The 16,458-nt window shown below is 23.6% G+C and carries 5 protein-coding genes; 2 read left to right on the top strand and 3 right to left on the bottom strand.

The features are described 5' to 3' along the window. Positions 1 to 48 precede the first annotated feature (48 nt). The 3 genes from HTZ87_RS01975 to HTZ87_RS01965 all read right to left on the bottom strand — a co-directional run bounded on the left by HTZ87_RS01975 (position 49) and on the right by HTZ87_RS01965 (position 8,098). On the bottom strand, positions 49 to 3,036 hold the full coding sequence (locus HTZ87_RS01975; RefSeq protein WP_174892894.1) for a hypothetical protein: 2,988 nt from the start codon (positions 3,034 to 3,036) through the stop codon (positions 49 to 51). A gap of 397 nt (positions 3,037 to 3,433) precedes the next feature. Then, a complete protein-coding gene (locus HTZ87_RS01970) occupies positions 3,434 to 6,382 on the bottom strand; it encodes a hypothetical protein (protein WP_174892893.1) in 2,949 nt (982 codons plus the stop codon). Positions 6,383 to 6,721: 339 nt separating this feature from the next. Further along, a complete protein-coding gene (locus HTZ87_RS01965; protein WP_174892892.1) occupies positions 6,722 to 8,098 on the bottom strand; it encodes a dihydrolipoyl dehydrogenase in 1,377 nt (458 codons plus the stop codon). Between the two features lie 250 nt (positions 8,099 to 8,348). Here HTZ87_RS01965 and HTZ87_RS01960 point away from each other — a divergent pair, with 250 nt between their 5' ends. Together HTZ87_RS01960 and HTZ87_RS01955 are read left to right on the top strand one after the other, a co-directional pair. Then, complete coding sequence (locus HTZ87_RS01960; protein WP_174892891.1) at positions 8,349 to 13,739, top strand: MGA_1079 family surface serine endopeptidase; 5,391 nt, start codon at positions 8,349 to 8,351, stop codon at positions 13,737 to 13,739. Further along, entirely contained in the window at positions 13,732 to 16,449 is a 2,718-nt protein-coding gene (locus HTZ87_RS01955) for a hypothetical protein (protein ID WP_174892890.1), read from the top strand. The genes HTZ87_RS01960 and HTZ87_RS01955 overlap by 8 nt, the downstream gene beginning before the upstream one ends. The last annotated feature ends 9 nt before the right edge of the window (positions 16,450 to 16,458 follow it).

The following is a 16,458-nucleotide window of genomic DNA, read 5'->3' as shown; positions in this document are numbered from 1 at the left end:
AACATTCACAGTTTAATAAGTGAATGTTTTTATATTGTTAATTATTTTCTAAATATTATCTAGAGCTTCTTTTAGCTCTTGGTTAATACTATATTTGCTATTTGTTATAAAGTATTCCGCGTCATAATCATTATTTTCAAAATCAAAATTTTTTTTGAATTTAGTTCAAATTTCGGTCATTTTTGTTTCGTTATATGTAGTTGAATTTAGATAATCGGCTATTTTGACTAGTGTATATAATAAATCATAATTAATTAATATATTAGAGTATTTTCAATTAATAAAATTTTTAAGATTAATACGGTGGTCGATACTATATGAACGGTAACTACCATACGAGTGTAAATAACCTCCCCTTCTGATTAAAGCTGAATTTCAATCTTCTTTATCATTTGTAACTAAAACATTTAAATTATTAAAACTATTATTATTTATTTTAAGGTTATTATTATTGCTAATTGTTGCAAATGTTAAATCATTTTCAGTTATTTTTTCAACAAGTTTTTTAAATCTTTTTTGGATGTGGTATTTATTGAAATCAAGTTTAGTTTCGTTCTTGCCGTTTTCCTCGCTTAAATACTCATTTTGTGAGTAATTAATATTTGTTTTATTTTCTTCTTTTTCGAAGAAACTTTTACGTTTTTCGAAAGCGGTATTGATATAATTGTAAATTGCATTTAGTTTATCTTTGGTGTTATTTTTATTTGATAAATTAAAGATAAACATATCGAAACCATTTTGTAATGTGTTTCTAAAGTTTTTCTCTATACCTTTATTATTGTAATTTAATAATTCTTTTTTTGTGTATTCTTTACTATTATTAATATCAATACGAGCAGCTTCGTTTGCGGCATTTTGGTCACCTCTAATATAGTATAAGTCACCTAATCCACTTCCGTTATTTTCTTCATCATAACCAGTTGGTAAGAAAACAGTATCATTAATGTTTGCATCAAATTTAGATAATAAAGTAATTACTTTATCTTTGTATGTTTGATCTTTGCTATCATATCATTTTTTATATGTTCTATCATAGTATTCGGTATTATTGTTTTGTCTTCCGTTGTAGTATGTGTTTTCTTCGATTTTGTTTTTGTAAATATCTTTATTTTCGTTAATATCTAAAACATCATTATTATCAGGTAATTTTAAAAGTTCATCATTAAATTTTCACATAATTGAGGAAATAAATAAATCCCTAAAATCTCCTGAAGAAATATTGTTTAATTTATCCATATTGATTGTTTTATTTTCGATTTCATTTTTGTAAGAATTAATACTATTTATAAAAGTATCTTTAATGTCTTTTATGTTTATAGTACGGTTTTTATTTTCTTCGCTAGCTTTATCTAAAAATGATTTTAATAATTCTTTATAGAATACACTAAATTCAGCAAAATCTCTATTATAATTTGGTTTATAATTTCAATCTCTATTGCTTTTTTGTATGTATAACTCATTTAAATCATTTTCATACGATAAAAATAATTCTTTAATAAAATCTTCTGAATAAACTAAATTAGCAAAATCAACTAATTTAATAGTATCATCTGGAGTTTTTTGATCGATAAATGTTTTTAAGTTATCTAATTGAGTAATTAGCATATCGATTGACAATTTATTAATTTCATTTAAAATAACATCAAATCTAAATGTCTCGTCCAGATTTTTTTCGTTTTTGATGATTTCGTTATTTTTAAATATTTTCTCATTCTTTAAATTGTCTAATCACATTCAATCTTTATTTGTTGTATCTTTAGTTAGGTTTTTTATATTTTCATCTTGATCTTGTCGTTGTCTTGGTGGTCTAGGTCCTCCTGAATCATTAGGGTTGTATAAATATTTATCGTAATTATCTGAATAATAATCCTTAGACTCATATTTTAAAAAACGATTAATTATTGAAACGTTAAATTGATGAAATCTATTAATTGTATAGTTAGGAAATAATCAATTATCTAGTATTTTTTCAAGATTTTCTAAATCTTTCAATTCTACACTTTGAATATTATCTAAAAATTTTTGATCATTACTAATAGTATTTAAAAATTCAATTAATTTATTTTTAGCATTGATGAGGTCTTTAGGTAATATTATTTCATCATTATTCTTAGATTCTCTATTTTTATAATAAAAATCTAAAAAATTAAAAATATAGTTATTTCCTTCGTTATAAACCTCAAACTTTTCAAAATTAAATGCAATATATCTAGAAATACCTTCAACTAAATTTGTATTTTCGACATTTTTCAAATAAAATTGATTGAATTTATCGAATGTATCTTTTATTTTTAAAAGATTATCCTTAATTTCGTTTTTTCTTCTTTGAATTTTTTTAGCCGATAATAAAACCTCAGTCTTTTTATCGAGTGAAATTGTTAAAAAAGCTTGTAGTTTATTAACATCACTTTCGCTTTCGAGCGCTTCTTTAGCTATAGAAATATATTCGTTCGCTTTTTCTGTAACATCATTCATAGCTTGATCGTTTATAGATGATTTAACTTTTTCTATTTCAATAACAGCCTCATTTAATTTTTCTCTAACGTTATTTCTCGCTTCAATAAGTGACACATTAATGATATTATCGGCAGGTTTTTCTGAACCTATATTAATATTTGTGTTATTATTTCCACCATTTAAATTTGGATCACTTTTAGCTTCTTCAAGTAAATTATTAAGTTCTTCTAATTCATTAATAATCGAATTGTTATCTTTAATTATTGTTCCTAAATTCGAACTTGAATCCTTTAGTTTTTCTTGTAATTTAATAATTTTAGGATCTTGCTTTGATACATCATTATCCTTAACAAAATTTTGTGCATCAATAATTTTATCGGCAAGTCTATTTATTAATAAAGTTGTGTAATCTATTTTAGCTTTATTTGGGTTATTTTCATCTTTGATGATATACCTTATATTTATTTCTTTTTCTTTGGTTATTTTTTTCTTTTTATTTGTCATAACTATTGCAGTAGTGGTTGTGGCTACTGATAAAAACGCTGTCGCAATAAGAAGAAATTTATATTTTTTAGTCATTTTAACTACCTCTTTGCTAATTTTTATTTTCACCTTTTATTATATATAATTTTCTTGCTCAAATTTTTGCATACGAAAAAATTAAATAATTTATTTATATCTTATTTATAGAGATAAAAGCTCTGTTTTTTTTTTTTTTGAAAAATAAGCTTTTTAATCTGCGATAAAATGAACTTTTAAGAATAAAATAAAGTACATTATCAATAAATAATTCAATGTATATATATTATTTGTTGATAGTTATTTAATTGATTAAAAGCAACTTTAAACTAGAGATTAAATGTAAAAATTTAATTTAAATGATTTATATCTAATGTTATTTTTATTTAATTTATCGCGATGTTAGACTATTAATAAATTAAAAAACAGTCGTTTTTAGACTGTTTCCAAATATTCATTATTTATTCTCTAATAATTCTTTTAGTTCGTTGCTAACTGTGTAGTCGCCTTGAGTTACGAAATAGTCTACTTCGTAGTCTTTATCTGATTGGCTCATAAAATTACTTACAAATTTATCTCAGATTTGTTTCATTTTTACATCATCATATGTATTTGAATTTATGAAGTCTGCAATTTTAACTAATGTATATATGATTTCATAATTGATTAATATATTATTATACTTAAAATTAATAAAGTTTTTGAAATTTACAAAATGATTATAGTAATAATATTCTGGTAAGTAATGAATTTGAGAAAGTTCTTTAGTTTGTTGTAGTGGATAATTTCATTTTTGTTTACTTCCTTGAAGTAATACATTTCATTCATTCAAGTTTGTGTTATTAGATTTAAGATTTTCACTTTTACTAATTGTTGCGAATTTAATGTCTGTACTATTTATTAAATCAACTAATTTTTTAAATCTATTTTTAATGTGGATTTCATTGAAATCTAATTTATTTTGACCCTTACCATTGTCCTGGCTTAAATGTTTTCTTTGTATTTCATCAGTGTTTATTTTATTCTCATCCTTAGCAAAGAATTCTTTTTTGGATTCAAACGCATCTGAAATATATTTATAAATTGCGTTTAAGCTTTCTTTATTATTGTTTTGGTTTGATAAATTATAGATAAACATATCAAATCCGTTTTGTAAATTATTTCTAAAATTTTCGCCAATTCCGTTTTCATTATAAGTGAAAACATCTTTAGATTTAGCTTTGTTTTCGTTATCATCAATTTTTCAAAGAAATTCTGAATATTTTTTATCGCCCCTACTATATTTAATTGTATTTAAATCGTAATCTTCATCAAAATTAAGTAGAATAGCATTGTTTTGGAATATAGTATCATTAATATTTGTTTCAAAATTAGACAATAATTCTAAAATATTATTTTTGTAGTCTTTGTCTTTAGATTCATATCAATTTTTATATGATTTATGGTTATATTGACTATAAAATTTCTCATTTTCTCTATCTTTTTGTTTAGGTGAAATTTCTGAATTTTTATTTTCGTTAATTAATTCATCTTTTGAAGCATCGAATATATTTTCATTTTGTTTTAAGCTTAAAAGTTTTTCGTTAAATTTTCACATTATAGAAGAAGTGAATAGATCTCTAAAATCACCTGTTGAAATTTGATTTAAGTAATTTAAACTAACATTATTTGTATTTATTTGATTTTTAAAATGATTTATATTTTCTAGGAATTTATCTTTAATTTCTTTAATATTTATTTTAATATTTTTATCTTCATCGTTTGCATATAATTTAAATGATTCTAATATTTTTTTATAATATTTACTAAAATTTGCTAATCTTTCTTTTCTTGAATTAATTTTGGCACCATGCATTCATTCTGAATTAAAATATATTTCGTTTAAATCGTTATCATAAGCTAAAAATGATTCGTTAATAAAATCATCAGAATATATAATATTTGCAAAATCTAATAATGTTATTTCATCGTTAGATACATTTTCGTCAATAAATGTTTTTAATTTGTTTAGTTGAGTTTCAAATGCTTTAATTGATAATTTGTTAATTTCATTTAAGAGTGAATCAAATTTAAAAGTTTCTTTTAGTTTTGTGTTATTTTCTATTATTTCATTATTTGAAAATAATTTTTCATTTTTGATGTTATCAAGTCACATTCAATCACTATTTTTAGTATCTTTACTAAAGTTTTTTATTTCATAATTTATATTTTGGTCTCGATTTTGATTTTGCCCTTGTAAATATATATCATAAGTACCTGCATAAACGTCGGTAGATTTGTATTTAGTAAAACGGTTTACAACAGAATTATTATTTTCGTAAAATCTATTAACAGTATAATTCGGGAATAGTCAATTTCCAATAATTTTATCTAGTTTTTCAAGAGTTTTTAATTGAACATTATTAATATTATTAATGAACTTTTCATCATTACTTATCATGTTTAAAAATTCAATTATTTTATTTTTTGCATGTGAAATATTTTTAGGTAAAATAACTTTATCGTTGTTTTGGCTATTATTTATTTCGTTGTAATAATTTAAAAACTCAGAAATATAGTTATTTCCTTCGGCATAAATATCAAATTTATCGAAATTAAATACTAGATATCTTGAAATACTTTCGAGAAGGTTTGCGTCATCATTTTTTCCCGCGAAAAATATTTTTAAATTATCAAGAGTTTTTTTAATGTTTAAAAGACTTTCTTTTATTTCATTCTTTCTTTCTTGGATTTTTTGAACATTTAGTAAAACTTCAGTCTTCTTATCAAGAGAAATGGTTAAGTACGCTTGAAGTTTATTAACATTATCGACTTCATCTAAAGCCCTTTTAGCTAAAGAAATATACTCATTTGCATTTTTAGTAACTTCATTTAATGATTGGTCATTTACTTCTGAACTAACTTTTTCAATTTCTTTTATAACATTATTTAATTCTTCTCTAATGTTATTTTTAGCTTGATCTAAAGGTATATTAACAATACTATCACCATTAATGATATTAGTATTATTGTTAGTTTTTCGAATAGCTTCTGATAATAGTTCGTCAATTTCCATTATTTCTTTAACAATTAAATCGTTATCCTTAATTGTTGCACTTAAATTTTTAGTTGAACTATCAATTTTCTCTTTTAAATTAATTATCTTTTGATCATCTTTTAGATTATTATTATTCCTCACGAAGTTTTGAGCTTCTGTCAATTTATCAGCTAATTTGTTTATTAATAAAGTTGTATAGTCTATATTAGCTTTGCTAGGATCTTCTTTATCAGGAACTATATATCTAAATTCCTTATCGTTTGTTGCTTCAACTTTCTTTCTTTTATTAATCATTATTAACGATGTTGTGGTAATTGCAACAGACGTAAATATTGAACCTAATAAAAGGAATTTATATCTTTGTTTCATTATTTTTATTACCTCGTTTAATTATTTTTTAATTTATTACTTTATTATATAATATTAAGTTAGAAATTTTTATTATAATCTTGATGCTACAAAAATTTTTTAGCCCTTATTTTAAGGTTTAAAAGAACGTTTTTTTTTTTTTTTTTTGATAATAAGTTGATTTTTTGATGATAAAAAATTGATTATTTTCGCTTTTTACTAGAAATGCAATATTTTATTTTTCTTTAAATTTAATACCTTTACTTAAAGGTGTAAAGTTTAATTTTTAACTATAGTTTTATCTTCTTAAATTTAGTATAAAAAAGATATTTGGTTTACAAACATCTTTTCATTTATCGTTTATTTATTTGGTCTAAATGAATAGTTTCTAGCTGCATAATACACAGCTTCTGCTATTGTTGGGTGTGTAAATGATACTTTTTCTAGGTCGATAAATTTATTTTTATTTTTAATTGCTTGTGCAATTTGATTGATTATTAAATGTGCACCTTCAATAAACATAGAAGCACCTAAAATAAGTCCAGAATTTTTATCAACTAAGAATTTTAAAAATCCTAATTCCATATCTAAACCATCGGCATGTGCTCTAGGTAACTTACCAGCATTAATCATTAAAACATCATATTCGATTCCGTTATTTTTTAATTCTGCTTCTGTGTATCCGATACCAGCGAATTCAGGATTTAAATAAACTGCTCAAGGAATACTTTTTGGATCAAATTCTTCATCGTTACCATTTTCTAAAATGTGGTTAGCAATTATATCTGCAGTTTTATAAGCAACTGTTGATAACATCATTAAACCTGTTAAATCACCTAATGCATAAACATGTTCTAAACTTGTTTGCATGTGTTTATTAACTTCGACAAATCCACGTTGGTTTAATTTTAAATTTAATGACTTGAATGAATCGTTATTTGGAACTCTACCAATTGCTAAAAGTGTTTTATCTGAGTTAAATTTAACTACTTTATTATCAATTTCAGTAACTAAATTATCACCATTAAATTCAATAATTTTTACATTTTCATAAATTTTAATACCTTTGTTTACAAGGTATGTTTTAACTGAATTTTGTAATTCTGTTTCAAAATTACCCATGAAAGTTCTTGCTTCTAAAATTGTTACTTCAGATCCAAGTGTTGAATATAAATATGCGAACTCTAAAGAAACAGGACCACCACCTATTATTGTTAATTTTTTAGGAACGCTTGTAAGTTCTAAAGCTCCTGTTGAATCAATTAATTTACCTTGTTCTTTTGCTTCTGCGAATCCTTTTAAATTTAATTCTCTTGCACTAGCACCGGTAGCTAAAACTAATTTATCAAACTCTATTTTAGTTGTTTTAGTTTCAATTGTATGTTCGTCAATTACAGTTGCATCTTCAAAGAAAATATTTACATTAGCGCTTTCTAATGTGTTTTTAATACCGTTATTTAATTTCTTTTTATTATCAATTCTTCTTTGCTGAATTTTATCAAAATCAAAACCTAATTCTTGAGATAACACACCATATTTATTTGAATTATTAATTGCATCTATTAATTTAGCAGATTTAATTAGTGTTTTAGAAGAAACACACCCTTCATTTACACATGTTCCACCAAAATGTTTTTTCTCAAATAATGCTACTTTTTTACCATTATTTGCAAGTATTGCTGCTAGTGTGTAACCACCAGGACCAGCACCTATTATAGCTACATCAAATTTATTCATTTTTGCTCCTTTATTTATAATTATTTATTAGCTAAAATATATTATAAAACTTTTTAAAAGTTATAAAAACATATTTTTTTAAATAAAAAATACACTTTTTAACATTTTAATACAAAGAAATGCTTATTGTATTTATAGTTTATTTTTTTAAAAAATAGTTATTATTTAAAATAATTAAAAAAATAGTTTTATTGATTATAATATATAATATAAAACATCAAAATTTAAGTGAAAATCATTAAGGAGTAGAATGAAAATTAAAAATAACAAAAAGATACTATTATTATCTTCGTTGATAGGTATTGGTGTAGTTGCCAGCTTTTCAACTTTAGGTATTTTATTGACTAAAAACAAGTCAAATACACCTAAAAAAACAGATAATAAAACAAGAGAAACCTACATGACTAAATTGGGTAATTCTCTAAAAGAATATAAAAATAATAATGAGATTCAACCTGTTTTATCAAGAATTTTAGAACAATATCCATATTTAAATAACGAAAGTGAATACATTTCATTAAATAAAAATATTGAGTCAATTCTTGCTAGTTACGAAACTTCATCGAAAGTTGAATATAAATTTACAAATTTAGAAGTAAATTATGAATTAGAAAATAAAATTAAACATAATTTAGATAGATTAAATTCTGTTGTAAATCAAAAAACAATTAATTTTGCTAATTACAGTTTAGATTTAGCAAATAATTCAAAAACTATTATTACAGACATAGATAAAATAAAAGAAAATCAATATAATTTATTTAAGACCAGTTTAGAACAAAATTTAGAAAGTTTAAATACACCTAAATTTGTTGAATTTAAAAAGAATCTTTTAAATTCATACCCACATAAAACAAATTCAGATGAATATTTAGTATTAAACGACAGTTTAAGTACTTTTTCTACATTATTAAATGAATACTTAAAAATTAATTTAACTAGATTAGAAGAAGGGGTAAGTGTTAAATTTAGTGATGATGAAAAATTAAACAATTCAAAAGAATTTTTTGATAATATTGCAAGCACAAATACTTTTAATTTTAATGATCTTAATCAAGAAAATAATGAAAAATTAGTTGAATTAATTTCATTAAGCAAAATTAAAAATAAATTAATTTTAGATAATAACGCTAAAATGAATTTATACGTATCTAATTTAGATAATTATGATTTTAAAAATCAAACAACAAAAGATATATATTTACAATTAAAGTCAAAAGCTTATGATAACCCAACAACAAAAAGAGAATTAATTGAAAAATTACTAGAAACTGATAAAAAAATAACAAATATCAAATCTATTTTTGATAATTATAACTTTACTAATATTCTTCCTCCTTTTGAAGCATTTTTTAGTGCTGTAGTAAGTGATTTTAATGAAGATAATAATTTTAGTTTATTTGAGGAATCACTTAACGAATTAAAATTAAAAATCAAAGAAAATAACTTACAAAGCACTGAAGAAGGTTTTGAAGCTAAAAAACAAGAAGCTTTAAATAAAATTAAAGATGATCAAAACTTATCTGCAGATTCTAAAAATGAATTAAAAGTAAAAATAGAAAATTCATTTACAATGTCAGAATTAAGTGAAATATTAGAAACAATATTTAAACACAATGGTGACTTTAAAGAAAAAGAAGAGGAATTAAATAATTTAATTAAAAATTCACTAATTGATACAGATATAAAAAACGATTTAGTTATTATTACTTCACAACTTAATGATTACTTTAAATTTGATACTTTCTTAACTAAATTCAAAGAATTGGTAAAAAGTTTAGAAACTTTAAGTTCAAAAATTAATGAATTTAAATCAAATATTAATTCTGGAACTATTAACGGTAAAAAAGAATATGAATTTTATTTATTTTTAAATAAAAATAGAAAAATCTTTAAAAATAACTCTTTAAAAACTTTTGATTTAAGTAATATGGATTCAAATATTGATTCAGTAAAAAATCTTTTAACTGAATTAGAAACTGTTGAATCATTAGTAAATCCTGATAATAAAACTGCTACAGAATATTTAAAAGATAATACTGAATCAGTTTTCAATTTAGAAAATTACGAAGGTGAAACTAAATATAATTTAGATTCAATTAAAAATGCAGGTTCATTTAATTTCGGTAATGCAAATATTTTCTTCGATCACTTTGATACAGACAAATTTAATTTTACAATTAAAGATTTAAAACTTACTGGTGAAGCGTTAAATACATTAGAAGTAACTATTGAAGCCAAAATTAAAGGAGTTGATAATTTCTCTTATACCTTTAAAAAATCAAAAGAGTACACCAATGGTGCTTTAGCTGAATATGAAAGTATTACTTTAGATACAATTGATTCATTATTTAACGTTAATTATGAATTATTAAATTCATATACTAAAAAAGAATTTAATGCCTTAACTAATGAACAAAAAGAAGAAATATTCGTTCCTAAAAATTATGGTTTAAACAAATACTTTAAATACAATATTTCTGACATTTTTGTTAGTTTTGGTAAAGTTTATGGATATGTAAACGTCTTATTTAATAACCAAATCTTAAAATCAGCTCAATTAAATACTGAAAGAAACTTCCAATCTAGAAGCGGTTCTAAAGAAGAGTACTGAGATAAAATTAACGAAAAGAAAATATTAGATATTATTCATTCAAATAGTAAAGCTGATTTTTTCTTAAATGTTACATTAAAAGATCCAAAAGTCAGATGAAATCACTCTGATTTTATCGCTTCTCAAGCGAAAGAAAAAATGACAAAATATTACCAAATGCCTAAATTTGGTAAATATGAAATTTATATTGATGAAGTTACTAATGTAAAAGATCAAGATCACAAAGCTAATATAAAATTATGATACACAATTGATGGAGTTGTTGCACCTAAACCGGCAACAGGACTAAAAAATCAATTTGAAATAAATGATTTTATGTTCCTAAAATATGAGGATATTAAACCTAAAGGTGAAAAATTCACAGAAAATGATTTTAAAGGTGAAGGATTTACAATTGAAGGTTTATCTAGCGACCATAAAAACTTAATGGATAAAATTAATGAATCATCACTTGGATGAAATCTTGGTATGGGTACAGTCGAAAGAAAAGGTTCGGAAACTGTTAAAATTGACTATAGAACCCTAAATCCGGTTTCGTTATTAAAACAAAAAGCATACAATAAACTTAACTACTTTATTAGTATTAAAGTAAGGCAAGCAAATCAAGGTGAGTACAACTTAAACGGTACAACTAGAGATAAAGCTGTAAAAGGTGAATTATTAGATGGTGAAGATTTTATCGGAGTTGAAAATAGAAACAAAATTTACAATAAAGATGTAGAGGTTGTTAATGATGATTTATTTAACCTTTTAACAAATTACTTTTACTACTTTTATGATTTAGAATTAGTAGGTCGTAGAGGTTTAAACTTTAAAATAGGATGAATTAATAAAAATAACAATAATATTAGATATACAAATGGTAAAGTTTATAGCCTAATTAATCTTGTTAACGATTATGAGCAAGCTTTATACCCTGAAATAATGTTAAATAATATTAAATTAAGTGATTTAACAATTAACAATTCAATCATTTCGTCACATGATTTAAATTACTTTATTTCTCACAAAGATGAATTAAATAATGCCATAGCACTTAAAGACAAAGATAAAGATGGGTTTGTATCATATAACGACTTTAAAATAAAAGCAAATAGATTTAAAGTTAATAATATTTTAAAATTAAACAATGATGAAGCATATGTTCAATTAAAAGTTGAAGGTTACGATCCTGCGCATAACGTTGCTAAAGATTTTATTGGTAAATCATGATATAAAATCTCTGGATTTTCAAGTACTGAAAAAGGTTCAAATGCTACACTTAATTTATATGATCAATTTAGAGTGGATAAATCATCTAATTTAATTACAGTTTATAACTCTGAGAATGAAATTATAAGAAAAAGATTAATCGAGCCATACTGAAAAGATGTATTTTGAAATTATGATAAAAAAGAACAAAATGTTTATTGATATTTAGATAAAAAATATTTAGAAAAAACATTACTAGAAAATACAACCACATCATCAACTTTAGATTTTATAATTCATGCAAACGTTCTTTTAAACGATAGCAACAAATCAAATAGAATTACAAATTCTAGTGAGGATAATAGATATTCAATTAACTTTAACAAATTAAAAGAAGATAAGGTTATTATTTTTAATAAACACGTAAACTCAGGAACAGAAAATTCATTCATAGACTACAAAGTTATTTTTAAATGAGAACCAAACAAAGGTATTAAAGTTATTATTGATACAAATGATAAAAATAATAAGATTGTAATAAATGATCCTGATTTACTTAAATTTCAAGATAACAAAAAATTTGATTCTGAAAAAGCAATAGTTGTATTACCTGCTGCTTCAGAAGTTATAATGACTTACACAAGCTCTCTTGAACATGAAGATTTTAAAATTGAATCAAATAAATTTGATTACAATGATACTTTCTATACAGATAACAACCAACCTATTATGTTTAGTAATGATACAAGTTATCTTAAAAATAATGAAGTATATTACCCTAACCAAAATGTACCATATAAATTACATGAAGGTTATTTAATGGATTTAGATGTAATTAACTGAAACAAACAAGATGATTGAGAGTTAGTTAAAGATACTTGAATGAGATCAGTTCAATTCTTAGCTTATACAAGACCTAAAAATTGAGATTGATCAAATGGTGCTATTGGTTCAACATCTATTATAGGAAAAGTAAATGATGATATTAATGATCACAAATATTATTTAATAACAAATAGACACGTTATAGGTGATAATGTTCATAAATTTAATGAAATTCCAAATAATACTTGAAATTATGGTTTAAATTTAGGATCTAAATTTAGGGATAACTACATAAGTAGATATTGAGATTATTTCCAAAAAGTTTCTTGAAAGAAAATGATTGATAAAATCGAAACTGATACAGATGTATTTTGAACTGGATTAGATCAAAAAAATGAAAACGAAGGTGGCAATGATTTAAGTAAAATAGACATGACTATATTTGTTGCTGATTTTAATAAACAATATAATGATGCTAAACGTGACGGAAAAATGAATATAGTTTATAAGTTAGATTATATAAATAAATATATAGGTGAAGTTAAATTTAATGTTGACTACCAAAAAGGATATGTTTCAGTACCTGCAAATAGAAATATTGCTTCTATTGGATATCCACATGGTCAAATGTCTGGAATAATAAACCGTAGACCATGACCTTCATATACTCATGAAAAAGATGATCAAATAGGAATTGGTACTCAATCAAATTATGCGCCTGTTTATTTAGGAAAAGGTGGATCAGGAACAAGTTTATATCTAGATGATAATACATATTTTGCTACTTGATGAGGTGGTAATAAAGGGTATGATAGTTATGCGTTTAGATACTTAACTAAACAATATAACTTAATGGGAACAAATATTAATAATCAAAATCCATTTGATGTTAAAAATATTCACTCATTTGCTAGTCAAATTCTGAGAGCAAACTTAAAAGATCCAAATGGATATAGAGCTCCATGATTCTATGAAAATAATTACAACAATGAAGAGGAAGATAATGAATAAAAAACTAAAGAAAATATTAATTGCTAGTTCAATGATGTCGGTTTTACCTATAACAGTTATTGCATGTAGCAGTGCTTCAAATATCCAAAAACCTCAATCTAAGGAAAGTGTATTTACTAACATTGTAGTAGAATCAACATTCAAAAATGCAAGTATTACTAATTATGATGAATTAACAAACGAACAAGTTAATAATCAAGAAAACTATATCTTATCAGCTCCTTCTAATTATAAAATTCAATTTTTATCAGCAAATAAAGTTGAACAAGGTATAAGTATTAATTTTAAATTAAGTTACAAAAACCTTATTTCTAAAGAAATGAAAACAATTATTCAAAAAACAAGTTTTTTAAATAATACTCCTATTATTTCGGTTAAAAAAGATGTTCCTAATTTTGATGAACTAAGTTCTCAAGTTGTTTTCACTTATAAAAACATGGGCGATCTTTCAAATAATGCTTCTAAATTAGATTTAACAAAAATATCTAATAATACAATAGAAGGTTATGTTATCAATCCTATTTCAGCATATAATTTCGAAAAAGAAATAATTGTTCAATATACAATTTCAAATGATTCATATTCATCACAACCATTTGAGTTTATTATTAAGAAAAATATAGAATCAACAGATAATGGAGAAAAAGAAAATACAGATACAGAGGGATCTACTGATCAAGAAGTAACTCCTGAAAATAATGACGAAAAATTAAAAACAGAATTTAATTCAGCATACACTAAGACAACAGTTACATTTGATAGTGAAGATTTTTCTGACTTTAATTCATTAACAAACGAACAAATTAACAAACCTGAAAATTACACATTTGCAGGTAGTGATCTTAAATACAAATTTATTAGTGCTAAAAAAATAGACAATAATAAAATTTTAGTTGATTATAAAATTGTAAAGGATACTGTTGAATCTTCAACAACATACCAAACAACAACATCAAATAACTTTAACAACGTTAACTTTTCATATTTAAATAAAAAAGTGAAAGTTAAATATAAAGATTCTCAAAACATTCACTTTGACCAAGTTGTAACAACAGGGAACAATGAAATTGCAAATGAAAATATAGAATTTGTACCGGGAGATACTGGTGCAACTTTCGAATATATTGATGCGGTTAAAGATGATTCAAAAAATAGAATTAAAGTTACATATAAATTAAAATATAACAATGAATATTCTCAAGTCTTTGTTAACTTTATTGAAAAACATGAATTTAAATTAACAGATCAAGAATTAAACGAAATTACAAATGGAGTTTATGTAGATTTTAACAACCCTGGAAACTACAACTGAAATAAGGTAAAAGAAAAGATTGATTCTGAAAGTGAGAAAGCTTCTTTTGCTACTAAAGAAATAGCTATTAGTTATACAAATCCTTACTATATTCCTGAGTATGTATCTATTTCACATGATGAAAATCAAATTACAGTTAATTTAACTATTGATAATTTCGGAAATAAACATCCTTTCTCAAAAACAATAAGTAAAGATATATTTATAGATACTCCTGCTGAACCAGAAGAATCTAGAGTTATTAAGCATACAGTTACTACATATTCTACTTCTTTAAGATTTGATGATTTATTTAATAAACAAAGAACTATTACAATTAAAGAAGACGATAATAGTGCTAAAGAGCAAGGTATTAAACCTGGTGTTTATAAGATAAAATTCCTTGAAGGTCAAGAAAAAACTATTTATCATAAAGATGAAAACTCAAGCAATATTCAAAATGGTAAAACTAGAACTATATATGCGGAATTAACTGGTTTCTATAGTGAAAATGCATTTAAAAAATTAAGATATGAATTACACTTAAACTTTATGAACGTTCAAGTTCCTGATAATCAACGTAAATGACTTTCAAGCCATTTAAGTGAGTTTACATTTGATCAAGAAAATTCAAATGAGCCAGGTATAAACAAAATTATTAGCACACCAAGAGATAACCGTTGAGATACATGAAATAAACATAACAAAGATCAAACTAACGATAAAAACTACATTACAATTAAAATTAATGGTGATCAACCTAAAGTATTTTATAGAGTTGATATAAGTTATTGATCTGGAGCTAGTCGTCTAGATAGTAAATTAATATTACCGGAAAAATCATATATTCAATATTCAAATGATGGTAAAAAATGAATTAATGCTAAATATCAAAATAAAGTTGACTTCAAGGATTTTGGTTCTTATCGTCTATATAGTGGTCAAGCAAATAGCGATAGAACTGCTCAAAAATACTTTGAAACATATAATGTTAATATGAATGATACAAATGCATACTTCAGACCTGAAATTAACTTTGTTCCATTTGAAGCAAAATACATAAGATTTGCTTGAGAACCGCAAAGAAACCAATTAGAATCATTGAACGGTAGAATTGAAAATAGCTTAGTAGGTTTCCGTAAATTAGATTTTCAATATAAAGATAATGATGCCAATTCTTATGATGTTGAACCAACATTTACATATGAAAATGATTCAAAAAGAGGTTTATTAGATAAAATAAACGAAGTGATAGCTTATGCCGAAGGTTTAAGTAGTGAAGGTAATGAAGAAAAAATTAATCAAATTCGTACCAAAGTTCAAGAAGCTAGAACTTTATTCTATGGAACTTATAATGAATCAAGTTTTAATGATAAAATAAGCGAATTAAACAATTTAATTGCTGTAGAAAATAATTAATTAAAAAAT

Source organism: Mycoplasma sp. OR1901, from assembly GCF_013348745.1.
GTDB lineage: Bacteria > Bacillota_I > Bacilli_A > Mycoplasmatales > Metamycoplasmataceae > Mycoplasmopsis.
The sequence above is the reverse complement of the archived record's forward strand: the minus strand, read 5'-3'. Positions and strand labels throughout refer to the sequence as shown.